The sequence below is a fragment of the Sphingomonas sp. KC8 genome (assembly GCF_002151445.1).
In the GTDB taxonomy this organism is placed as follows: Bacteria; Pseudomonadota; Alphaproteobacteria; order Sphingomonadales; family Sphingomonadaceae; genus Sphingomonas_E.
In genome coordinates, this window is record NZ_CP016306.1 from 669485 (window position 1) to 690204 (window position 20720).

Consider the following 20720-nt stretch of genomic DNA (forward strand, 5'->3'; position numbering starts at 1 on the left):
AATGGCCCGCGCCCGACTGCTGCTCGTCGAAGATGATCCCGCGCTGGCCGAACTGCTGGTCTGGCATTTCGAGCGCGAGGAGTTCGAGGTCGAGCATACTCCCGACGGCGAGGAAGCGCTCCTCCTCGCGAAGGAAAGCCCGCCCGATCTCGTCCTGCTCGACTGGATGATCGAAGGGCTGTCCGGCCTTGAAGTGTGCCGCCGTCTGCGCCGCCTGCCCGATACCGCCAACGTGCCGATCATCATGCTCACGGCCCGCGGCGAGGAGGAGGATCGCGTGCGCGGGCTGGAAACCGGCGCCGACGATTATGTCACCAAGCCGTTCAGCCCGCGCGAACTGGTCGCCCGCGTCGGCGCGGTGCTGCGTCGCGTGCGGCCAGCGCTGGCCGGCGAACGGCTGAGCTATTCGGATATCGAGATGGACACGGTGAGCCACAAGGTACGCCGCGACGGCGCCTCCGTTCCGCTCGGTCCCACCGAATTCCGCCTGCTCAAGCATTTTCTGGAACATCCGGGCCGCGTCTTTTCGCGCGAACGGCTGCTGGATTCGGTGTGGGGCCGCGACAGCGATATCGAACCGCGCACGGTGGACGTCCATATCCGCCGGCTACGCAAGGCGATCAACGATGGTGGCCGGCCGGATATCATCCGTACGGTGCGCTCAGCAGGCTATGCGCTCGACATGGAAGGCACGCTGTAGACGGTTCACGTAACCGCTGGTTACGATTGATATCCACCCAATCGACTTTGCCGTCCTCCTCATGCTAGCCACCCGGCAAAAGCATGAGGAGCAAAGGCAATGCAGGCTACCCCCGAACAGGTTCGCAAGGGCCTAGAAGATTATATCCGGGCCTGGACGACCGGCGACAAGGAACTGCTGCTCGACACCTTCGCCGAAGATGGCGTGCTGGAAGATCCGGTCGGCACCCCGCCTTTTTCCGGCCACGCCAACATCGCCCGCTTCTGGGATTTCGCGCGTAGCGATCCCAACCGCCAGATCACGCCGGTGCTGGAAGAAATCCGTGCCTGCGGCGATCAGGGCATATTGCGCTTCACCATGCAGGTCCGCGTCCCATCGCAGAATGCCGGGCTGGACCTGTCGATCATCGAACATGCCCAGTTCAATTCCGAAGGCAAATTGTGCCATCTTCGCGCCTTCTGGGACGAAAATTCGGTAAAGCAGCCAGAAGGCATGGACCTGTTCGTGCCGAATATTGACGAGGCTTATCAGGGCTGAGCCGTCGCGTCGGCGCCCCGCCATGCCCCCTTCCCTTCACGTCAACCTTGGTTTAGCTGACGTTCGCGTAAAGCAAAAGCATAGGAGAGCGAGATGACCATCGGTTTCGAAGGACGCGTGGCGATCGTCACGGGTGCAGGCGGCGGTATTGGCCGGGGTTATGCCCTGGAACTGGCCAGACGCGGCGCGAAAGTGGTGGTCAACGATCTCGGCGGTGCGCGCGATGGGACGGGTGCGTCAGATGCCGCGCAGAAGGTGGTCGAGGAAATCCTGACCGCTGGCGGCACGGCGATGGCCAATGGTGGCAGCGTCACCGATACCGCGCAGATGGAAGAAATGGTCGCCAAGACCAACGAAGCCTGGGGCGGCGTCCATATCCTGATCAACAATGCCGGCATCCTGCGCGACAAGAGCTTTGCCAAGATGACGATGGATGAGTTCCGTCTTGTGGTGGAGGTCCATCTCAACGGTTCAGCCAACGTCACGAAGGCCGTGTGGGAGACGATGCGGGCGCAGAATTACGGCCGCATCCTGATGACGGCATCGTCCACCGGACTATATGGCAATTTCGGACAGGCCAATTACGGCGCGGCCAAGCTGGGCCTAGCAGGGCTTACCAAAACGCTGCATCTGGAAGGCGCGAAATATAATGTCCGCGTCAACACGATCGCGCCGGTAGCCGCGACCCGGATGACCGAAGACGTCCTGCCGGCCGATTTCCTGTCGGTATTCGCACCTGAAAAGATTGCGCCCGCAGCGCTGTATCTGGTGTCGGAAGATGCGCCGTCGAACATGATCGTCAGCGCCGGAGGTGGCGTGGTTCAGGCGGCTTATATCACGCTGACGCAAGGCGTGGCGCTGGCGGCCGACCAGCAGACCCCCGAAGGCGTCGCCGCTGCATGGGACAGGATCATCGATCGCACCAGCGAAATCGTGCCGCAAAACGGCCTCGAACAATCGATGCTGATCGCATCAATACTGCAAAAAGGTTGAGGACAAGCGGGCGGACCAGCCAGTCCGCCCCCTTTCATTCGCCGACCAGCTTGAGCAGCCGGCGCTCGATCGGGGCCAGCAGCGGGACGAGTTCATGCCCACGTTTTAGCACCATCCCGCCTTCGCCGATGAGCGCCCACATGCCCTGCCGCTGGCGCAACGCGGGGCGCTTTTCGATCCGATATTCCGGATGTTCCGCGGCACGACGAAACGCGGCAAAAGATGCAGCGTCACGCCCGAGATCGATCGCATAATCCCGCCAATGGCCAGCTGCAACCATGCGGCCATACAGATCGAGGATGCGCATCAGTTCAAGCCGATCGAACCCCACCTGCAACGGCTTCGTTACACCGGGGAACGGCGTGACGATGCTCATCAGGCGCAGTCTCGCTCCGTTTCATCGGTTTTACTGGCTCGCTGGTCGATCAGTTCGGCCAGTTTCGCGCGCAGTGATTCGACTTCGCATTTCAGCAACTCAAGCTGCTGGGTAGCCGGATCGAACCGTTCCGAACACGGCGTGCCGTAAGGCAGGAAACTTTTCTGGTAATCGGCCGCTTCGATCAGCGTGGGCCGGGCGGGGATGCCCACCATCGACGCGCCTTCAGGCACGTCCTTGGTAACGACGGCATTTGCGCCGATCCGCGAACGGCGACCGACGATGATCGGGCCGAGCACCTGCGCCCCCGAACCGATGATCGCGTCATCTTCGATGGTGGGGTGGCGCTTGCCGGGAACACCGTTGGCGGGGTTGGTGCCACCCAGGGTGACGCACTGATACATGGTGACATTATCGCCGATGATCGCCGTTTCACCGATCACCGTGAAACCATGATCGATGAAGAAATTACGGCCGATCTGCGCGCCGGGATGGATATCGATCGCCGTTAAAAAGCGCGAAATATGGTTCACCGCGCGGGCAAGGAAATATAGTTCGCCCTTGAACAGCCAGTGCGAAATGCGGTGGAAACCCACCGCCCACACGCCGGGATAGAGCAAGATTTCCCAGCGCGACCGTGGCGCGGGATCGCGCGCCTTGATCGATTCCAGATAATCGACGAGCGCGTCGAACATCACATATCCCCGGTCGGTTCTTTATAATCCGGCCGAATGTAGGCCGCCGACCGGGGGATTTCCAGTGCCGCGGTCAGACAGCCGTCGCGTGGACCGTCGCAACCGCCTTCATGATCGCACCGACGCGGGCCGCCGTCTGGATCACATCGGTCGCGACACCGTGGCCGCGCAGCACCTTTTCATGGCTGTCGATGCACATGCCGCAGCCATTCATCGCGCTGACCGCGAGACTGAAAAGTTCGAAATCGTCCTTTTCGATACCGGGCGATCCAATCACGTTCATGCGCAGTTTCGCGGGCAGCGTGCCATATTCCTTGTTCGAAGCAAGGTGGACGAAACGGTAATAGACGTTGTTCATCGCCATCACCGCCGCCGCCGCACGGGCCGCATTGGCCGCTTCCGACGAAAGCTTGCCTTCGGCCTCGGCTTCCACCGCATCAACCAGCGGCTTGTAGCCGGAGCCATGCGCACAGGTGAGCAGCAGGCCATATTTGCGCTGGTCGCCCAGCGTCTGATCGTTCAGCAACGACCCCACATTGAGGCGGATGTCCTTGGCATAATCGGGCAATGTTTCGGCAAAGGCCTTGAGCGACATGGGATACTCCTGCTGGTCAAACAAAAGGGCGCGGAGGATTGCCCCCCGCGCCCCATGTGCCGCGCCGCATCCACTGCGGCGCGGCATCTGGCGGCCCCGAAGGGGAGGATCAGGCCGCCGGCTTCAGAACGTCTTCACCCTGATGCCAGTTGCAGGGGCAAAGTTCGTCGGTCTGGAGCGCATCGAGAACGCGGATCGCTTCCGCCGGGTTGCGTCCCTGGTTGAGGCCGTTCACCGTAACGTGCTGGATCACGTTGTGGGGATCGACGATGAAGGTGGCGCGCAGGGCGACACCCGCATCTTCGTGGACGATGCCGAGTGCGTTCGCCAGTTCCTTCTTGTTGTCCGCGATCCACGGAAAATCGCAGTTCGCGAGACGTTCGTCGGACTTGCGCCATGCGAAGTGGACGAAATCGGTGTCGGTCGACGCGCCGATCAGAACGGCGTCACGATCGGCCAGATCCTTCACGAGTTCGCCATAGCCAATGATTTCGGTCGGGCAGATGAAGGTGAAATCCTTCGGCCAGAAGAACACGACCTTCCACTTGCCATCCGTCTTCGACAGATCGATCGTTTCACCGGCCGGGAGAGCGGCCACGCCCTGCTGTACGGGAACTGTGATGCCGGGGAACTTATCGCCAACAGTGAGCGCCATATGAAAACTCCTTCGAGTGGGTGGTGAAACTGACAAGGCGGATATGGAGGGGTGGCATAAAAAGAGCAAATTGATTATTTATCGCATATTGATCGATTGAGGCGATAAATGAGCACCTATCTGCCAACGCTGAAACAGCTCCAATATCTGGTCGCCTTACGCGATCATGGCCATTTCGGCCGGGCGGCGGAAGCCTGCTTCGTCACGCAATCCACACTGTCCGCCGGCCTGCGCGAACTGGAATCGCTGATCGGGATCATGCTGGTCGAACGCACCCGGCGAGTCGTGCGCTTCACACCTTTGGGCCTGCGCGTCGCCGAGAAGGCCCAGCGCGTGCTGCGCGAGGCCGAGGAACTGGCCGATCTTGCACGCGCCGCCGGCAAACCCCTGTCCGGTGAATTGCGGATGGGTGTCATCCCGACGATCGCCCCCTTCCTGCTACCGCGCATCCTGCCCCGACTGCGCACCGAATGGCCCGACCTGAAGCTCTATCTGCGAGAAGAGACGACGAGCGCGGCCTGCGATTCGCTCCATCGCGGCCATGTCGACTGCGTATTGCTGGCCCTACCCTATCAATGTGGCGACGTGGAGCATGAAGACCTGTTCGACGACCGGCTGTTCATCGCCTTTCCCGACGGCGAAGCGCCGCCCGCAACCGGCGGTATCGCAGCGGATTCGATCGACGAGCGGCGGCTGCTGCTGCTTGAGGACGGCCATTGCCTGAAGGATCATGCGCTGGCCGCGTGCAACCGGCCCGAATTACGCGCTGAAGCCGCCATGCTGGGGACATCGCTCCACACGCTGGTCCAGATGGTGGATAACGGGCTGGGCGTGACATTGCTGCCGGAAATGGCGATCTCCGCCGGCATTCTCGACAATACCAGCATTGTTGCCCGCCCCCTGACCGCCGAACATCCGGCACGGCGGATTGCGATCGTCTGGCGCAAGGGCAGCCCGCGCGAAAAAGAGTTCCGCATTCTCGCGCAGGCGCTTTCTAAGAGCCATGAAGACCGGATTTCCACCGGATCGGCCACACCGACCATCGGGACGGAAGCGTAAACCGGCTTCGCCACCCATTATTGCGATTGACTCGCAATAGCTGAAATGCTGTTCTCTCCTCCGTTCCGCATGGGAGAGGAAAGCATGTATCATCAGTCCATCGATCCGATCGATCTCCTGCCCCACCCGGCACCGATGGCTGGCAGCCAGCGCCTCCTGCTGTTCGCCATCCGCCGTGTCGCGGCTTTCGGGCTGGACGATGCCCATGCCGCCCACGCCATGCTGTGCGGGTTCGGGATCAGCTTTCGTCGGCCGCTGATCCTGCTGCGGGCACTGATGGCGGAAGCGTCACGGGTGTCCAGCCGACGCATTCTTGTCGCACCTTGCTGCTATCCGCGGATGACCGATGCGGAGGCGACCTTGCTTGCCGCAATCGCCACCGCCGATGGCGATGTCCACGGCGCGCACCGGTTGCTTGCCGCGATGCTCGGCGTACCCGATTGCCTGGGCACGGTCAGCAGCGCCCAGGCGCTGGGCCAGGCTTTCGCCGATCTGGGCAAACCGCTGGCGCAGACCGCCTGATCGCGGTCAGCGCGGATCGGCCGCTGGTTCGGTTCCGGCGGTGCCGATCGACTGGTCGATCAGGCCGGCGCGCATCATCAGCCAGAACAGCAGGATGCCCGGCAGCGCCAGCACCGTGGTGAACAGGTAGAAATCCACATAGCCCATCACTTCCACCATCCAGCCGGCGCCATATTCCGGATTACCCGTCAGCAGCCGTCCCAAAATGCTCGCGGCAGCCGAAATCAGCGCATATTGCGCCGCCGTAAAACGCAGGTCGGTCAGCGCCGAGAAATATGCGACCACGCACACACCGCCAACGCCGCTTGCGAAGTTTTCGAAACCGATCGCGCCAGCCATGCCGATGTTGGAATGGCCGGCCGCCGCCAGCAGCGCGAAGCTGAAATTCGACACCCCCATCAGAACGAGACTGACCAGCACCGATCGCTTCAATCCCAGCCGGGCATAGATCACACCGCCGACGAAGATGCCGACCATCAGCGCCCAGAAACCAACGCCGATATCATAGATCGCAATTTCATCATTGCTGAAGCCGAGATCGTTGAACAGCAGCCGCAGCGTGAGATTGGCCAGCGTGTCCCCGATCTTGTGGATGACGATGAACAGCAGCACGAGCCATGCACCGGTGCGCCGGAAAAATTCGATGAACGGACCGACCACCGCCTTGCCGAGCGCGGCCATCGATTTGCGTTCGGCGATTTCATGGTGGCGAACCGGTTCCCCCATCACGAGCGCCGTCAGCATCGCCGGGAGGGCGAAGGCGGCACAGACGATATAGGCCGCCTCCCACCCCATCCGGGCTGCGACAATCAGCGCGAGCGCCCCGGCCCCCGCGGATCCGATCCGCCAGCCATATTGCGACATGCCAGCCCCGATCCCGAGCTGACGGGGTTCGAGCAATTCGATGCGGTAGGCGTCGATCACGATATCGAAGGTCGCGCCCGCGACGCCGACGAGGATCGCGGCCACCGCCACCGCCATGATATCCGCCTTGGTATCGACGAAGGCGAGGTTCGCGACCGCCGCCATCACCAGCGCGCCCGCCAGCAGCATCCACGACACACGCTGTCCCAATCGACCGATCAGCGGCAGGCGCACCCCTTCGACCACCCACGCCCACAGAAACTTGAAATTATAAGCGAGGAAGACAAGCGCGAAGGTCGTCACGCTTTTCTTGTCGATGCCATCCTGCGCCAGCCGCGTCGTCAGCGTCGCGCCGATCATCGCATAGGGAAAGCCCGACGACATGCCGAGGAACAAGGCGGCGAGCGCGGCAGGTTCAAGATAGGGGCGGATCGGTGCGAAGAAGCCGGCCGGCGCGGTGGGTGTGTCGGTCATCGCCGGAACCATAGCGCCCGGCGCGCCGCCGCAAAGCGGTTTATGGCCTGTTCGGTTCATATGATCGAAAAGCGTGCGCCGCTTGACCGGACACGATTTTCCGCCGACCAGTGTGTGCTTTCCAATTCTGACGGAGCCGTCAGTGGCCAAGCGCCTTACGCTATATATCCTGATCGCCATGGTGGCCGGTATCGTCGTCGGCCTGGCAATCCATGCAATGGTGCCCGACAAGGCACAGGTCACCACGATAACCGGTTATTTTTCAATCGTTACCGATGTTTTCCTGCGGCTGATCAAGATGATCATCGCACCGTTGGTGTTTTCCACGCTGGTCGCCGGCATCGCCCATATGGGCGACACGGCAGCCCTGGGCCGGGTGGGCGCGCGGACGATCGCCTGGTTCCTGTGCGCCAGCCTCGTTTCGCTCTCGCTTGGCCTGTTGCTCGTCAACCTGTTCCAGCCGGGCGCGGGCCTTGCCCTGCCCTTGCCCGACGTGACGGCCGCCAGCGGCGTGGACAAGGCCGCCTTCACGCTGAAGGATTTCATCACCCATCTCGTGCCGAAATCGATCTTCGAAGCGATGGCGACCAACGAAATCCTGCAGATCGTGGTGTTTTCGATCTTCACCGGGGTTGCGATCACCGCCGTGGGCGAAAAGGCCGCCCCGCTGGTGAAGGGCATCGAGGCGCTGGTGCAGGTGATGCTGCAGATCACCGATTATGTGATGCGTTTCGCCCCGTTCGCCGTGTTTGCCGCGGTGACGAGCGCGCTCGCCAAGGAAGGCGCGTCGATCCTCGTCACGTTCGGCTATTTCATGGGCGGCTTCTATGTCGCGCTGGCATTGCTGTGGGCGCTGCTGCTGCTCGCCGCATTCGTGATCGCCGGGGGACGGGCGCGCATCCTGTTCCGCTATATCCGCGATCCGATCCTGCTGGCTTTTTCCACCGCATCATCGGAAGCCGCCTTCCCGCGCACGCTGGAGGCCCTCGACCGGTTCGGCGTGCCGCGCCGCATCGCCAGTTTCGTGCTGCCGCTGGGCTATTCGTTCAACCTTGACGGTACGATGATGTACTGCACCTTCGCGACGATGTTCATTGCCCAGGCTTATGGCATCGACTTGTCGATCGGCCAGCAGATCACGATGCTGCTGCTGTTGATGGTGACATCCAAGGGTGTCGCCGGCGTCCCCCGCGCCAGCCTTGTCGTGATCGCATCGACACTGGCCTTCTTCGATATTCCCGAAGCAGGTTTGCTGCTGATTTTGGCGGTCGACCATTTTCTCGACATGGGCCGTTCGGCTACCAACGTGGTTGGCAATGCGGTGGCCAGCGTCGTCGTCGCGAAGTGGGAGAAGGCCATAGAGGTGATCGAATCGCCGATCATCGAACCAGCCCGTGCGCCCAGCCACACCCCCCATCACGGCACGCGCGGGCTGGACATCGATCCCGACGCAAACCGCTAGCCGATGATTGTCGCGCTGGCCTGTCGACGCGATCAGGGCTAGGGGGACGCGATGCGATCCCCCCGCCCCCCCGCCCGCCCCGTGACGCCGCACGGCCCGGCCGCGCCAAAAGCCCATCCGCCTCGGCGCGCGACGCCCGTCGCGCCGCTGATCACGCGCTGCTTTCGGGCCGAGCCGCCGGGAAGGCCACAGGGAAAACGGCCGAAAAGCCGGCCAACGGCCCCCGCGACAAAAGCGGCCGGCCGGAACGTACCGCACGGCCGGTTCGCGCCGAACGCACCACAGGTAGCGAACGGCCCATGCGGACAGGACGGCCTGGGCGCGACGACCGCGCCGCCCCTGCCGACCGGCCGGGCCGCCCGCCGCGTTCGGCCAACCCTGCCCGCAACGGCCCTTCGGTCCGCGCGGAACGTCCGCAACGTGAGGAGCGTCCAGCACGCGTCGAGCGACCACGACGGGGCGCCGGCCGGCTGGCGCCCGCACCGGCCGCTGTGAAGGCAACAGTGCCGGTTGCGCCGGGCGAAGGCGAACGTATCGCCAAGCTGCTCGCGCGCGCAGGAATTGCGTCGCGCCGTGAAATCGAACGGATGGTTGCCGAAGGCCGCATCGCCATCGGCGACAAGATCGTCGACACGCCGGCGACGATCCTTAAATCGCTGCAAGGGGTTACTGTCGACGGCAAGCCGGTCGCGCCGCCCGAACATGCGCGGCTGTTTCGTTTCCACAAGCCAACCGGCCTGTTGACCGCCGAACGCGACCCCAAGGGCCGCGCAACCATCTATGATCGCCTTCCCCACGGCCTGCCGCGCGTCGTGCCTGTTGGCCGCCTCGACCTCAATACCGAAGGGCTGCTACTGCTCACCACCGACGGCGGGTTGAAGCGCCAGTTGGAACTGCCATCCACCGGGGTGGAGCGCACCTACCGCGCCCGCGTATTCGGCGAAGTGACCCAGACGATGCTGGACGATCTGATCGAAGGGATCGAGATCGAAGGCGTACGCTACGGATCGATCGACGCCAATCTCGAACGCCGCACGGGGCGCAACGGCTGGGTGGAAATGAAGCTGCGCGAAGGCAAGAACCGCGAAGTGCGCCGGGTGCTCGAACATCTCGGCCTGCAGGTCAGCCGGCTTATCCGCACCAGTTATGGGCCGTTCCGGCTGGGCGATCTGCCTGTCGGCGCGGTGGACGAAGTGCTGCAGCACGACCTCGTCAACTTCCGCAAGACATTGAAATAAGAGACCGGAACGATGCGTATCATTGCAGGAAAATGGCGTGGGCGTACGATTGCAGCCCCCGCCGGCGACGCAACGCGCCCAACCAGCGACCGCACCCGCGAAGCGCTGTTTTCAATGCTCGCCAGCCGACTGGGCAGTTTTGAAGACCTGCGTGTGGTGGATCTGTTCGCAGGGTCCGGCGCCCTGGGATTCGAAGCGCTGTCCCGCGGCGCCGCACACGCCATCTTCGTCGAACAGGATCGGGCGGCGGCCGATATATTGCGGGCCAATGCCGCAAAGCTGGGCGCAACCGTCGACGTGCGTGCACAATCGGTTTCGTCACTCGGCCCCGTGGCCCAGCCATGCGATCTGCTATTGTTCGATCCGCCTTATGGCAGCGGCGGCGGGGCGGCCTTGCTCGAACGGCTGACCCGGCTAGGCTGGGCCAGCGCCGGGGCCTGGGCCAGCGTGGAAACGGCAAAGCATGAAGTGGTTTCCGCCGGCGGCTGGACCGTGGACGCCGAACGCATCCACGGTAAAGCCAAGCTTACGCTTCTGCGTCGCGACGCAGCGGAACAAGCGCGATCAGGCTGACCAGGGCAGCGGCGGCAAGGTAAAGGCCAACTGGCACCAAGCCGAATTTTTCGACAGCCCCTGCGCCAGCGCCGGGGTCAACCCGCCGCCGATGATGCCACCAAGGTTGAACGCCATCGATGCGCCCGTGTAGCGCACGCGCGCGGGGAACAGGCCCGGCAGCCACGCGCCAAGCGGGCCATAGACGAAACCCATCACCCACAACGCCAGCGCCAGATAACCACCGACCAGCCACGGGCTGCCGCCGCCGAACATCGGCGCCATCAGCAGACCGACGAACACGGTGGCGACACATCCGCCCATCAGCACGCGGCGACCATCATATATGTCCGCCAACCATCCCGCGACGACGATGCCGGCGGCCATGAACAGGATCGCCACAAGCTGGATACCAAGAAACGCTTCGCGCGTATAACCCAGCGTCGTCGTGCCATAACCAAGCGCGAACGCCGTCGTCAGATAGAAGATTGCAAAGCAGGCGACCGCGGCAAAGGTGCCGCCCAGCGTTTCCACCCAATGCTTGCGCAGCAGTTCGGCGATCGGCACGCGGGGCGGCGGGGCTTCTTCGATCGACGCGGCGAAGGCGGGTGTCTCGGTCAATTTCAGGCGCACCCACAGGCCGAGGGCGACAAGGATCGCACTCGCCAGGAACGGGATGCGCCAACCCCAATCGCGAAACTGTTCGGGCGTGAGCAGCAGGCCAAGCAGCAGGAACAGGCCATTGGCGGCGATGAAGCCAACCGGCGCCCCCAGCTGCGGCGCCATGCCATAACGCGCGCGCCATCCCGGCGGGGCATTTTCCACCGCCAGCAGCGCCGCCCCGCCCCATTCGCCACCAAGCCCGAAACCCTGGCCGAAACGGAGCAGGCACAGAATGGCCGGGGCCACCCAGCCGATCATCTGATAGGTCGGCAGAAAGGCAATCGCCATCGTCGATCCGCCCATGATGACGAGCGAGGCGACCAGCGTCGATTTTCGTCCAATCCGATCGCCGAAATGGCCAAAGGCCACCGCGCCCACCGGCCGCGCGATGAAGGCGACGGCAAGGCTGGCGAAGGCCATCAATTGTTGCACGCCCGGATCGGACGCCGGAAAGAATAACGGACCGAAAACCAGCGCGGCGGCCGTCGCATAGATATAGAAATCGTAAAATTCGACCGCCGTGCCGACCAGACTGGCCCCCAGCACCCGCCTTGCCGAGGGATTGTGTACAACGCTTTCCGTCATTCGGCCCAACCCTGTAAAATGCGGGCGGGGATTGGAGCCTCATCACCACCACGTCAAGCGCCAGCCAGGCCCGGCTTCACGCGGCGCACCCGCATGGCCCCGCCGACAAGGCCGAAACCGGAGATCAGCATCGCCCAGCTCGCCGGTTCGGGCACCGCGGCCGGCGGCGCGGTATAACCGCTGATCGACGCCTGCGAATGGCCGACAATGACATCCCCGTTCACCAGCTTCCCGCCGAGCAGGAAATCGTCAAATGTCAGCCGCAGGGCATTGGTGACGATACCGATATCGGTGGTGCCATTGCCCGTATGCACCTGCTCGTTGAGCACGATCCGGAGACCGAGCAGATCCACCAGAACCGTGTTCGCACCGGGATTGACGTAAAGGCTGCTGTCGATGAACAAACCGCCCAGCGCCAGGCTGAGGCCGCCAATGTCTAAGCCTTCGATCGTTGACGACCCGAAAGCGCTTAGCCCACCCACCGCGCTGACCGACGATGTCGACATGATCGTATCCGCCGATACGTTGAGCACGGTCAGCAGCGGGGCAAACAGCGCTTGTGTCGTCAGCCCCACATCCAGGTCGTTGATCATGGCCGAAGCCGTGCCGGTGGGCGACACCGGGAATGGCGATGAGGCGGTGCTGTGAACGACACCAGTGTGCAGCTTTTCATGCACCGACAACAACCCGAAGCCGGTGAGGTTGAGATTCTGGTTGATCGTCGCCAGCCCGGCGCTGCTGGAATAAGCCGGCGCCGCGCTGCCGCCCGTTGCAGCCAGCGGGCCAACCTGGACCAACACCGCATTCGCAGCCTTCAATGTCGAACTGAGCGCATAGGCCGAACTGTCGATCACCATCGCGGCATGTGCAGCACCTGGCACCGCGAAAGGCAGGGTCATCGCGCAAAATACGGAAATTTTATGCAGTGATCTGATCATCATAGCCTCCTCTTGAAGCAGGAGGCGACAACGCATGATGCGTGCCAGATGTGACGGCGCGCGGTTTTCCGAAACGGGTTCCGCCTTTCCGTCAGCCCGGGCGACACGCGAAATCCGCATTATGCAAAAAGGCCCGCCCGCATTACCTGCGGACGAGCCATTTCAGCGTGTCGGCCATGAAGCCCGATCAGGCGGCCGGATCGCCCGCCACCGCGCGATAGGCAAAGCCACCCAGCACACCACCGACAATCGGCGCGAGCCAGAATAGCCAGAGCTGCTGCAAGGCCAGCCCGCCAACCAGCAAGGCCGGCCCGGTGCTGCGCCCCGGATTGACCGACGTGTTCGTTACCGGAATGGCGATCAGGTGGATCAAGGTCAGCGCAAGGCCGATCGCGATCGGTGCGAAGCCGGCAGGCGCCCGCTTGTCCGTCGCGCCCATGATGACAATCAGAAAACCGAACGTCAGCACGATTTCGATCGTCATGCCTGCGCCCATCGAATAGCCGCCGGGCGATTGCGGGCCGAAGCCGTTGACCGCCAAGCTCGTCGGCCCCATCGCGAAACCGGGGGCGCCGCTGGCGATCTGCCACAGGATGAACGCAGCGATGATCGCACCGATCACCTGCACGACGATATACGGAACGACATCCTTCGCAGGGAAACGCCCGCCAGCCCACAAACCCAGCGTTACCGCCGGGTTGAGGTGGCAGCCCGAAATATGACCGATCGCAAAGGCCATGGTGAGGACGGTCAGGCCGAATGCCAGCGCAACGCCGGCAAAGCCGATGCCGACATCGGGGAAACCGGCCGCAAGCACCGCGCTGCCGCATCCGCCGAATACCAACCAGAATGTCCCGAACAATTCCGCCACGAGTCGCTTTGACAAAGGCATGCTGTTTCCCCTTCGGATATCCCCGATAAAGCGAAGCTATCACGGATCGTTACGCCCAACGACCCTATAATGCCGCGCGTTCGCGGTTGCCCCCGGCCACCATGTTCCCTAACTGTTCACGGGTGACTCAGCCCCTTCCCACCACCGCTTCCGAACCCGCTTACCTGACCGGGCTAAATCCGCCCCAGCGCGAAGCTGTGCTCACCACCGAAGGCCCCGTGCTGGTGCTGGCGGGGGCCGGCACCGGCAAGACGGCAGCGCTCACCGCCCGGCTGGCCCATCTGGTCGCCACGCGGCGGGCCTGGCCATCCGAAATCCTTGCCGTCACCTTCACCAACAAGGCCGCGCGCGAAATGAAGGAACGCGTCGGCCGGATGCTGGGCGATGCGGTGGAAGGGCTGCCCTGGCTCGGCACCTTCCACGCGATCGCGGCCAAAATGCTGCGCCGCCATGCCGAACTGGTGGGGCTGCAGGCCAATTTCACGATCCTCGACACCGACGATCAATTGCGCCTGATGAAACAGTTGATCGTCGCCGCCGATCTTGATGAAAAGCGATGGACGCCACGGATGCTGGGCGGCCTGATCGACCGCTGGAAAAATCGCGGATGGACACCGGCGGATGTGGATGCCGGCGAAAGCGAGGCTTTTGCCAATGGCCGCGGGCAGGAGTTCTACCAAGCCTATCAGGATCGGCTGCGCGCGGTGAACGCCTGCGATTTCGGCGATCTGCTGCTGCACATGCTGACCATCCTGAAAAAACATCGCGACGTGCTGGAAAGTTATCAGGATCGCTTCCGCTACGTCATGGTCGACGAATATCAGGATACCAACAGCGCCCAATATCTGTGGTTGCGGCTAATCGCGCAGACCCGCAAGAATATCTGCTGCGTCGGCGATGATGACCAGTCGATCTATTCGTGGCGCGGCGCGGAAGTGGCGAACATCCTGCGCTTCGAACAGGATTTTCCGGGCGCGAAGATCATCCGGCTCGAACAAAATTATCGATCGACACCGCATATCCTGGGCGCGGCTGGTGGCGTGATCGCGCATAATGGCGGCCGGCTCGGCAAGGAATTGTGGACCGAAATGGACGCCGGCGACAAGGTCCGCGTCATCGGCGTGTGGGATGGCCCCGAAGAAGCACGGCGGATCGGTGACGAGATCGAGGCGCACCAACGCCATGGCGGCGCGCTCGATGAAGTCGCCATCCTCGTGCGTGCGCAGTTCCAGACGCGCGAGTTCGAGGACCGCTTCATTGCGATCGGCCTGCCATATCGCATCGTCGGCGGCTTCCGCTTTTACGAACGGGCCGAAATCCGCGACGCGCTGGCTTATCTGCGGGTCATTCATCAGCCCGCGGACGACCTGGCATTCGAGCGGATCGTGAACACACCCAAGCGCGGGCTGGGCGACAAGGCCGTCGCCAAGGTGCATCAGCTCGCCCGCGCCCAGGGCATTCCGCTAACATTGGCAGCCACCCGCGTCCTCGACACCGATGAACTGACCCCGCAGGCGCGGCGTGCGATGGGCAATCTTATCGGCGATATCATGCGCTGGCGCGACCGGCTGAACGATCTTCCGCACGCCGAACTCACCCGGTTGATGCTTGATGAATCGGGCTATACCGGCATGCTTCAGGCCGAACGCACGGCGGACGCGGCTGGCCGGCTGGAAAACCTCGTCGAACTGACCCGCGCGATGGAGGAATATGAAACCCTCCCCGCCTTCCTCGAACATGTCAGCCTTGTCATGGACAATGACGCCGATCGTGACACGGCCAAGGTGACGGTGATGACGATCCATGCCGCCAAGGGGCTGGAATTCGACACAGTGTTCCTGCCCGGCTGGGAAGAAGGCGTATTCCCGTCGCAACGGGCAATCGACGAAGGCGGATTGGCCAGCCTGGAGGAAGAACGGCGCCTCGCTTATGTCGCGATTACGCGGGCGCGGCGGCGGGCAACGATCCTCCACGCCGCCAACCGCCGCATCTACGGTCAGTGGACGTCATCGATCCCGTCGCGCTTCGTGGGCGAACTGCCCCCCGAACATGTCGACGGTGAAACGACGATGAGCGGCGGCGAAAGCCTGTGGCGGGCGCAATGGGCCGAACAAAGCGATCCGTTCGCCCATGGCGGGCGCGCCACAGGCCGTGGCCCCGGCTGGCAGCGTGCGGCGGCGGCCGGCTATGACCCGGCGCCGAAGCGGGTCGCCGAAACCCGCGCATCGACCGCCACTTTTGCCGCCAGGCCACGATCGGACATCGCGATCGGCCAACGCGTGTTCCACACCAAATTCGGTTATGGGGCGGTGGCCGAAATCGACGGCAACAAGCTGGAGATTGATTTCGAACTGTCGGGACGCAAGCGCGTCCTCGACAGTTTCATCAGCCTTGCCTGACCCGGATCATTCCGGGTTGGCATCGCCGAAATCGGCGAGGAAGCCTGCATCGACCGGCACCGCCAGCCCGTTGATCGCCGCCGCCCGCCGGCTGGCGAGGAAAAGCGCCACTTCGGCAATATGCTGCGGGTGAAGATCGCCGCGATAGGCCGGTGCTTCCAGCGCATCGGGATCGACCAGCGGAGCCGCTTCGCCGACACCCACCATCGGCGTCAGCACGCTGCCGGGGCAAACCGCGTTCACACGCAGCCCCGCACGGGCGTAGGATGCCGCAAGCGACTTCACGATACCGAGCAATCCGTGCTTGGACGCAGCATAGCCGACCGCGGCGGGCAAACCCAGCAATCCGGCAAGCGAAGCGGTGACGACCGCCGCACCACCCGGACGCAGAACCGGCAGCGCAGCCTTCAACCCGAGAAAGGTGCCCCGCAGATTGACGCTGATCATCTGATCGAACGTGGCCGTTTCATAGGTTTCAAATTCGCCCCATTTGCCCAGGATGCCAGCGTTCAAGAAGGCCGCATCCAGCCCGCCAAACCGATCGCGGCACGCGCCGAACAGCGCTGCATTGGAGTCTTCGGATGCGATGTCGAGCTGGATCGCCGCCGCCTTGCCGCCATCGGCGATGATTGCGCCCGCCACACGCTCCGCCCCGGCGATATTGAGATCGGCGACAACAACCGTCGCCCCTTCCTGGGCGAAGCGCCGCGCCGCCGCTTCACCGATTCCCGATGCACCACCCGTTACCAAAGCCGTCTTGCCAGAAAACATTATTGATCCTTCCTAATAACTTACCTCTGAACACACCCTGCCCGCATGGCAATTTTCGAACATGGTCCAAATGGACGATGCAACGCATCCGTCGCGCGCTCATCCTCCGCCACAAAGTTCATGGGAAGAGGAAAGAATCGAATGAAGTTCTCGATCATTTACGAAGCGCAGATGGCGGACCCCTCGCGCGAGTCCGAAGCCCGCTGCTTCCAGGAAATCGTCGAGCAGGTGATGCTGGCCGAAGAAGTCGGCTTCGACAATGTGTGGGCCGTCGAACACACCGCCCTCACCCAATATGCGCACATGTCGGCGCCGGAAACCTTCCTTGCCTTCATCGCCGGCAAGACCAGCCGGATCGGCATCGGCCACGGCGTCGTCTGCCTGCCGCCCGCGATGAACCATCCGGTGAAGGTGGCTGAGCGTATCGCGACACTCGACATCCTGTCCAACGGCCGCGTGCATTTTGGCATGGGCAAGGGCGGCACCCAGCAGGAAGCCGGCACCTTCGGCTACGATCTGGCCGAACTGCAGCCGATGATCGACGAAAGCATGTACCTCATCCCGAAAATCCTGAAGGATGGGCATGTCGAGCATGACGGCCAGTATGTGAAGATCCCGTCGCGCCCGATCCACCCCAGCCCGCTGCAGGATCCGCACCCCCCGATCTATTATGCCTGCACCCGCGAAGCCACGCTTCAGCTTGCCGGCGATCGCGGCATCGGCGCGCTTGTGCTCGGTTTCTCGGGGCCAGAAGAAATCGCCCGCAAGAACGCCATCTATCGCGAGCATTTCAAGAACCGTAAGGCCGAAGATCAGGTTGGTTTCCGCCCGAACGAGCATCTCGCCGCTTTCTGCGCGGCCTGCGTGCTCGACGATCGCGAAGAAGCCCGCCGCATCGGCCTGCGCGGCCAGCGCTTCTTCGCAGAAGCCATCGCCTACTGGTATCAGGGCGGCGCCAAGCCGAGCATCGAAGACCTGTCGGCCGAAGAACAGCAGGCCGCACTCGACAAGGACAAAGCGCGCACCGTCGCCTACCTGTCCGAAGAGCATATCCCGGTCGGCGACGAACATACCAGCAACTACACCGTCGCGCAGGACGCCTATGGCAATGCCGACGACTGCATCCGCTACTGCACGCGTCTGCAGGAAGCGGGCGCGGACGAAGTGCTGTTCCTGTTCCAGATGGGCACCATCCCGCATTCGGCGATCATGGAAACCATCAAGAATATCGGTGAAAAGGTGATCCCGCACTTCCGTGCGAAGGCCGCCGCGCTCGCCGCTGAATAATGGGGACGTGGCGTGGCTCCGACGATGGAGCCACGCCAGCCTCACTATGCGGCAATATCGCAACAGGCGAGACGTTTAACGACGCATAGCGACACATATTCGTCGCTATGATATTGATTTGCGCTGCACGATCGGCGTAGTCGCCCCCCTGTTTCAGGCGCCCGGCGCCGTTAGGGGAGCAATAATATGTCGATCCGTCACCCGCACGCGATGCGGGCCCTGCTCATGCTGTCCGTGTGCAGCACCGCCGTTGCGCTGCCGACCGCAGCTTACGCCCAGGATGCGGTTGAAGCCGCTGCCGCCAACGATGGCGACATCGTCGTCACCGCGCGCAAGCGCGAAGAAAAGCTGCAGGACGTGCCGATTGCCGTCACCGCGGTGAGCCAGGCCAATCTCGACTCGCGCGGCTTCGATGCCGTCACCGATGTCCAGCAGATCGCCCCCAACCTGAACTTCACCCCCGGCCAGGGCGGTAACAGCGGCGGCATCGCGGCATTCGTGCGCGGCGTTGGCGAAAACGACTTCATCATCACCGCCGATCCGGCGGTCGGCCTCTATATCGACGGCGTCTATATCGCCCGCACCTTCGGCGCGACGACCGAACTACTCGGCATCGACCGCATCGAAGTGCTGCGCGGTCCGCAGGGCTCGCTGTTCGGCAAAAACACCATCGGCGGCGCGATCAACGTCGTCAGCCACGTGCCCGACGGCACCAGCGTGGTGCAGGCCGACCTGCGCTACGGTTCGTACAACACCGTCCGCGCCCGCGCGAACGTGGAAGGCGCGCTGAGCGACAGCCTGTCACTCGGCATCTCGGCCCTCGGCGAATTCGGCGAAGGCTGGCAGAAAATTCCATCGGGCAAGAACCTCGGCAACAAGAATGTCGTCGCCGGCCGGGTGACGCTGCATTACGACGCCGCCCCGTTCGACGCGGTCCTCACCGTCGATGGCCTGCGCCGCCGCCAGAATTCGGCCCCGCACTCGATGCTGGCGTTCGATCCGAATGCCCCGTTCGCAGGGCTGCAAAATACCTTCCTCAGCCCGTGCTGCACGGTTCCCGGCCGGATCGACCGGACCGACACCAACGCGGAACTGAACCGTGATGACACGGATTCGGCCAACGCCGCTCTGACGCTGTCCTACGACATCGGCGCCGGCACGCTGAAATCGATCAGCGCCTATCGCTGGGTCAGTGCGGTGTTCGGTCGCGATGGCGACGCGTCCTCGACGGTCAACTATGCCGGCGACATCCATGATGAAACCGCCCGGCAGTTCAGCCAGGAACTGCAATATGCAACCCCGCTGTTCGGCGATCGCGGCAACCTGCTCGTCGGCGCCTATTTCTTCCGTGAAAAGACGCGCGACGATACCCGCCTGATCGTTGCCGACGGCCTTTATGACGCGATGATTGCAGCCGGGGTTCCCGCCGCAGGTGCCGAAGCGGCCGATTTCAACATCAACTTCTTCAACCGCCAGAAAACCACCAACTATGCCGCCTTTGGTAATTTCACCTATGATCTGACCGACGCATTGGCGGTCGAACTGGGTGGCCGTTACACCTGGGAAAAGAAGACCTTTAGCCAGCGTTCCATTCGCGTTGGCAACGGATCCAATCTGGTCATGCCGTATACGCTGACAAAGGATTGGGATGCGTTCAGCCCGCGCGCATCGGTGAGCTATAAGTTCCAGCCGAACCTGCTGGGTTATGCGTCCTGGTCGAAGGGCTTCCGCAGCGGCGGTTTCAACGGCCGCCCGACCGCCGAAATCGAGATCGGTTCCTACGATCCCGAACATCTGACCGCCTATGAAGTGGGCATCAAGAGCAATTTCGGGCCGGTGATGATCAACCTCGCCGCGTTCCGCAACGAATATAAGGATCAGCAGGTCCTGGTGAACAAGACCAACCTGAACGTTGGTTACGAAAATGCCGGAAAATCGCGTATTCAGGGCATCGAACTGGAATATGATGCACGCATCACCCCGCGCTTCCGTGTCAGCGGTTCGCTCGGCCTGCTGGATGCGAAGTATCTTGAATTCGCGACGGTCATCAACGGCACCGCGATCGATCTGACCGGACGCAAGCTGAAGCAGGCCCCGGAAATCACCGGCAGCCTCAGCCTCGTCTACACGGCTCCGATCACCGATACGCTGGACGCCACCTTCCGCGCGGACAGCACCTATCGCAGCCTGACGTATCTCGACGTCGAAAATTCGCCGCTGCGTTCGCCGGATTATGCAACGGTGAACCTCAGCGCCGATTTCGATCTGCCATGGCAGGGCACGTCGCTGCGTTTCGCGGTCGACAACGTCACCGACAAGCAGGTGCTGATCGCCGGCTTCGACGGCACCGCCGGATTCGGTTTCCGCGAAGGCTTCTTCAGCGATCCGCGTCGCTACTCGGTTACCTTCTCGATCCGGCGTTAAGCGCGCCGGCGGGGAACAACCGCCGATACAAAGAAGGCC

At 62.9% G+C, this 20720-nt stretch carries 19 protein-coding genes and 1 pseudogene; 11 read left to right on the plus strand and 9 right to left on the minus strand.

Annotated features, from left to right (window positions below):
* Position 1 precedes the first annotated feature (1 nt).
* From phoB to KC8_RS03105, 3 genes are all read left to right on the plus strand, one after another.
* Complete coding sequence (gene phoB / locus KC8_RS03095; RefSeq protein WP_010125076.1) at positions 2-700, plus strand: phosphate regulon transcriptional regulator PhoB; 699 nt, start codon at positions 2-4, stop codon at positions 698-700.
* 99 nt (positions 701-799) lie between these two features.
* On the plus strand, positions 800-1237 hold the full coding sequence (locus tag KC8_RS03100) for a nuclear transport factor 2 family protein (RefSeq protein ID WP_010125075.1): 438 nt from the start codon (positions 800-802) through the stop codon (positions 1235-1237).
* A 93-nt stretch (positions 1238-1330) separates the two neighbouring features.
* Entirely contained in the window at positions 1331-2230 is a 900-nt protein-coding gene (locus KC8_RS03105) for an SDR family NAD(P)-dependent oxidoreductase (protein ID WP_010125073.1), read from the plus strand.
* A gap of 34 nt (positions 2231-2264) precedes the next feature.
* On the opposite strand, the gene KC8_RS03110 is transcribed toward KC8_RS03105, so the two are convergent.
* The 4 genes from KC8_RS03110 to KC8_RS03125 form a co-directional block, all read right to left on the minus strand.
* Positions 2265-2606, minus strand: a complete 342-nt coding sequence (locus KC8_RS03110) for a DUF2794 domain-containing protein (RefSeq protein ID WP_010125072.1) — start codon at positions 2604-2606, stop codon at positions 2265-2267.
* On the minus strand, positions 2606-3301 hold the full coding sequence (gene epsC / locus KC8_RS03115; protein WP_010125070.1) for a serine O-acetyltransferase EpsC: 696 nt from the start codon (positions 3299-3301) through the stop codon (positions 2606-2608). The genes KC8_RS03110 and epsC overlap by 1 nt, the downstream gene beginning before the upstream one ends.
* Before the next feature lie 73 nt (positions 3302-3374).
* Positions 3375-3896: a carboxymuconolactone decarboxylase family protein gene (locus tag KC8_RS03120; protein ID WP_010125069.1), complete on the minus strand. Its 522-nt coding sequence runs from the start codon at positions 3894-3896 to the stop codon at positions 3375-3377.
* A gap of 109 nt (positions 3897-4005) precedes the next feature.
* Positions 4006-4551 carry a peroxiredoxin gene (locus KC8_RS03125; RefSeq protein ID WP_010125068.1) on the minus strand — a complete coding sequence of 182 codons (546 nt, stop codon included), beginning with the start codon at positions 4549-4551 and terminating at the stop codon, positions 4006-4008.
* Positions 4552-4659: 108 nt separating this feature from the next.
* Between KC8_RS03125 and KC8_RS03130 the strand changes: the two genes are divergently transcribed.
* Both KC8_RS03130 and KC8_RS03135 read left to right on the plus strand, forming a co-directional pair.
* A complete protein-coding gene (locus tag KC8_RS03130; protein ID WP_010125067.1) occupies positions 4660-5610 on the plus strand; it encodes a LysR substrate-binding domain-containing protein in 951 nt (316 codons plus the stop codon).
* An 84-nt stretch (positions 5611-5694) separates the two neighbouring features.
* Positions 5695-6132, plus strand: a complete 438-nt coding sequence (locus KC8_RS03135) for a DUF6628 family protein (RefSeq protein WP_010125066.1) — start codon at positions 5695-5697, stop codon at positions 6130-6132.
* A gap of 6 nt (positions 6133-6138) precedes the next feature.
* Here KC8_RS03135 and KC8_RS03140 read toward each other — a convergent pair whose 3' ends face one another.
* Positions 6139-7470 carry an AmpG family muropeptide MFS transporter gene (locus KC8_RS03140; RefSeq protein ID WP_029624468.1) on the minus strand — a complete coding sequence of 444 codons (1332 nt, stop codon included), beginning with the start codon at positions 7468-7470 and terminating at the stop codon, positions 6139-6141.
* A gap of 142 nt (positions 7471-7612) precedes the next feature.
* Between KC8_RS03140 and KC8_RS03145 the strand changes: the two genes are divergently transcribed.
* The 3 genes from KC8_RS03145 (at position 7613) to rsmD (ending at position 10743) form a co-directional block, all read left to right on the plus strand.
* Positions 7613-8932 (plus strand): dicarboxylate/amino acid:cation symporter, encoded by a 1320-nt coding sequence (locus KC8_RS03145; RefSeq protein WP_010125064.1) that lies wholly within the window; start codon positions 7613-7615, stop codon positions 8930-8932.
* Positions 8933-9231: 299 nt separating this feature from the next.
* The gene (locus KC8_RS03150; protein WP_083831215.1) at positions 9232-10170 is read left to right on the plus strand and encodes a pseudouridine synthase; all 939 of its coding nucleotides are present in this window, start codon (positions 9232-9234) and stop codon (positions 10168-10170) included.
* 12 nt (positions 10171-10182) lie between these two features.
* On the plus strand, positions 10183-10743 hold the full coding sequence (gene rsmD, locus KC8_RS03155) for a 16S rRNA (guanine(966)-N(2))-methyltransferase RsmD (RefSeq protein ID WP_010125061.1): 561 nt from the start codon (positions 10183-10185) through the stop codon (positions 10741-10743).
* On the opposite strand, the pseudogene KC8_RS03160 reads toward rsmD, so the two are convergent.
* From KC8_RS03160 to aqpZ, 3 genes and pseudogenes are all read right to left on the minus strand, one after another.
* A pseudogene (locus tag KC8_RS03160) lies at positions 10697-11970 on the minus strand (MFS transporter). The gene rsmD and the pseudogene KC8_RS03160 overlap by 47 nt on opposite strands.
* 53 nt (positions 11971-12023) lie before the next feature.
* On the minus strand, positions 12024-12908 hold the full coding sequence (locus KC8_RS03165; protein WP_232455609.1) for a PEPxxWA-CTERM sorting domain-containing protein: 885 nt from the start codon (positions 12906-12908) through the stop codon (positions 12024-12026).
* A 187-nt stretch (positions 12909-13095) separates the two neighbouring features.
* Positions 13096-13800 carry an aquaporin Z gene (gene aqpZ / locus KC8_RS03170; RefSeq protein ID WP_037495869.1) on the minus strand — a complete coding sequence of 235 codons (705 nt, stop codon included), beginning with the start codon at positions 13798-13800 and terminating at the stop codon, positions 13096-13098.
* A 101-nt stretch (positions 13801-13901) separates the two neighbouring features.
* Here aqpZ and KC8_RS03175 point away from each other — a divergent pair, with 101 nt between their 5' ends.
* Positions 13902-16199 carry an ATP-dependent helicase gene (locus KC8_RS03175; protein ID WP_050805382.1) on the plus strand — a complete coding sequence of 766 codons (2298 nt, stop codon included), beginning with the start codon at positions 13902-13904 and terminating at the stop codon, positions 16197-16199.
* Between the two features lie 6 nt (positions 16200-16205).
* On the opposite strand, the gene KC8_RS03180 is transcribed toward KC8_RS03175, so the two are convergent.
* Complete coding sequence (locus KC8_RS03180; RefSeq protein ID WP_010125055.1) at positions 16206-16970, minus strand: SDR family NAD(P)-dependent oxidoreductase; 765 nt, start codon at positions 16968-16970, stop codon at positions 16206-16208.
* Positions 16971-17111: 141 nt separating this feature from the next.
* Here KC8_RS03180 and KC8_RS03185 point away from each other — a divergent pair, with 141 nt between their 5' ends.
* Together KC8_RS03185 and KC8_RS03190 are read left to right on the plus strand one after the other, a co-directional pair.
* Positions 17112-18257 (plus strand): LLM class flavin-dependent oxidoreductase, encoded by a 1146-nt coding sequence (locus KC8_RS03185; RefSeq protein WP_010125054.1) that lies wholly within the window; start codon positions 17112-17114, stop codon positions 18255-18257.
* A 186-nt stretch (positions 18258-18443) separates the two neighbouring features.
* Positions 18444-20681: a TonB-dependent receptor gene (locus KC8_RS03190; protein ID WP_138956660.1), complete on the plus strand. Its 2238-nt coding sequence runs from the start codon at positions 18444-18446 to the stop codon at positions 20679-20681.
* Positions 20682-20720 lie beyond the last annotated feature (39 nt).

What these genes read in the sequence shown, in the direction of transcription:
- KC8_RS03130 (WP_010125067.1), top strand. Translation starts at nt 4,660, where the DNA reads ATGAGCACCTATCTGCCAACGCTGAAACAGCTCCAATATCTGGTCGCC.
- KC8_RS03110 (WP_010125072.1), bottom strand. Translation starts at nt 2,606, where the DNA reads ATGAGCATCGTCACGCCGTTCCCCGGTGTAACGAAGCCGTTGCAGGTG.
- KC8_RS03185 (WP_010125054.1), top strand. Translation starts at nt 17,112, where the DNA reads ATGAAGTTCTCGATCATTTACGAAGCGCAGATGGCGGACCCCTCGCGC.
- KC8_RS03125 (WP_010125068.1), bottom strand. Translation starts at nt 4,551, where the DNA reads ATGGCGCTCACTGTTGGCGATAAGTTCCCCGGCATCACAGTTCCCGTA.
- KC8_RS03100 (WP_010125075.1), top strand. Translation starts at nt 800, where the DNA reads ATGCAGGCTACCCCCGAACAGGTTCGCAAGGGCCTAGAAGATTATATC.
- KC8_RS03105 (WP_010125073.1), top strand. Translation starts at nt 1,331, where the DNA reads ATGACCATCGGTTTCGAAGGACGCGTGGCGATCGTCACGGGTGCAGGC.
- epsC (WP_010125070.1), bottom strand. Translation starts at nt 3,301, where the DNA reads ATGTTCGACGCGCTCGTCGATTATCTGGAATCGATCAAGGCGCGCGAT.
- KC8_RS03120 (WP_010125069.1), bottom strand. Translation starts at nt 3,896, where the DNA reads ATGTCGCTCAAGGCCTTTGCCGAAACATTGCCCGATTATGCCAAGGAC.
- KC8_RS03175 (WP_050805382.1), top strand. Translation starts at nt 13,902, where the DNA reads ATGTTCCCTAACTGTTCACGGGTGACTCAGCCCCTTCCCACCACCGCT.
- KC8_RS03140 (WP_029624468.1), bottom strand. Translation starts at nt 7,470, where the DNA reads ATGACCGACACACCCACCGCGCCGGCCGGCTTCTTCGCACCGATCCGC.
- phoB (WP_010125076.1), top strand. Translation starts at nt 2, where the DNA reads ATGGCCCGCGCCCGACTGCTGCTCGTCGAAGATGATCCCGCGCTGGCC.
- KC8_RS03190 (WP_138956660.1), top strand. Translation starts at nt 18,444, where the DNA reads ATGTCGATCCGTCACCCGCACGCGATGCGGGCCCTGCTCATGCTGTCC.
- KC8_RS03135 (WP_010125066.1), top strand. Translation starts at nt 5,695, where the DNA reads ATGTATCATCAGTCCATCGATCCGATCGATCTCCTGCCCCACCCGGCA.
- KC8_RS03150 (WP_083831215.1), top strand. Translation starts at nt 9,232, where the DNA reads ATGCGGACAGGACGGCCTGGGCGCGACGACCGCGCCGCCCCTGCCGAC.
- rsmD (WP_010125061.1), top strand. Translation starts at nt 10,183, where the DNA reads ATGCGTATCATTGCAGGAAAATGGCGTGGGCGTACGATTGCAGCCCCC.
- aqpZ (WP_037495869.1), bottom strand. Translation starts at nt 13,800, where the DNA reads ATGCCTTTGTCAAAGCGACTCGTGGCGGAATTGTTCGGGACATTCTGG.
- KC8_RS03180 (WP_010125055.1), bottom strand. Translation starts at nt 16,970, where the DNA reads ATGTTTTCTGGCAAGACGGCTTTGGTAACGGGTGGTGCATCGGGAATC.
- KC8_RS03165 (WP_232455609.1), bottom strand. Translation starts at nt 12,908, where the DNA reads ATGATCAGATCACTGCATAAAATTTCCGTATTTTGCGCGATGACCCTG.